1 protein-coding gene is annotated in these 447 nt (G+C 38.9%); it reads right to left on the bottom strand.

The window, feature by feature from the left end; translation table 11 throughout:
- Window positions 1–315, bottom strand: a 315-nt coding sequence (locus tag JHD69_RS21210; protein WP_233166141.1) for a hypothetical protein, incomplete at its 3' end; no start/stop codon positions are given.
- Between the last annotated feature and the right edge of the window lie 132 nt (window positions 316–447).

Raw genomic sequence — 447 nt, 5'->3', positions numbered from 1 at the left:
ACCCAAGGCTCCTGAAATGCTTTCAAGAATCGAATCGTAGGAGCCTACGATCTTAACACAATCAAAATCATTAAGCCTAGTCCATTTCTTTTGGTCAAAGAATAGTTTATATCCGTTTAGGTGGGCTTCAAAGGCAGATAGAAAAGTAGATTTGCCCGTACCATATGCGCCAACTAGGTTAAATGACCGAAACCCACTTGCATAGCTTGTGATTATTTCATCGAAAACCGCTTGTACGTTAGAAGTAATAAGGTATTGAGTGAAATCAATATTACTGTCCAATATATTAGTTGAAGGGGAAAACTGCTTAACCATAATATTCATTTAAAATTGTCCATTTATCCAATGGTTTTTTTATCTGCAACACCCTGTTGCCAGCAGTGCTACTATATACTAAACTTGACGGCCAGGCTTCCACGGCCTGTCTCTTATACACATCTGACGCTG

The sequence above is a fragment of the Pedobacter sp. ASV12 genome (genome assembly GCF_016429155.1).
In the GTDB taxonomy this organism is placed as follows: Bacteria; Bacteroidota; Bacteroidia; order Sphingobacteriales; family Sphingobacteriaceae; genus Pedobacter.
Note: the sequence above shows the minus strand (reverse complement) of the source record. Positions and strands in the feature narration are given on the sequence as shown.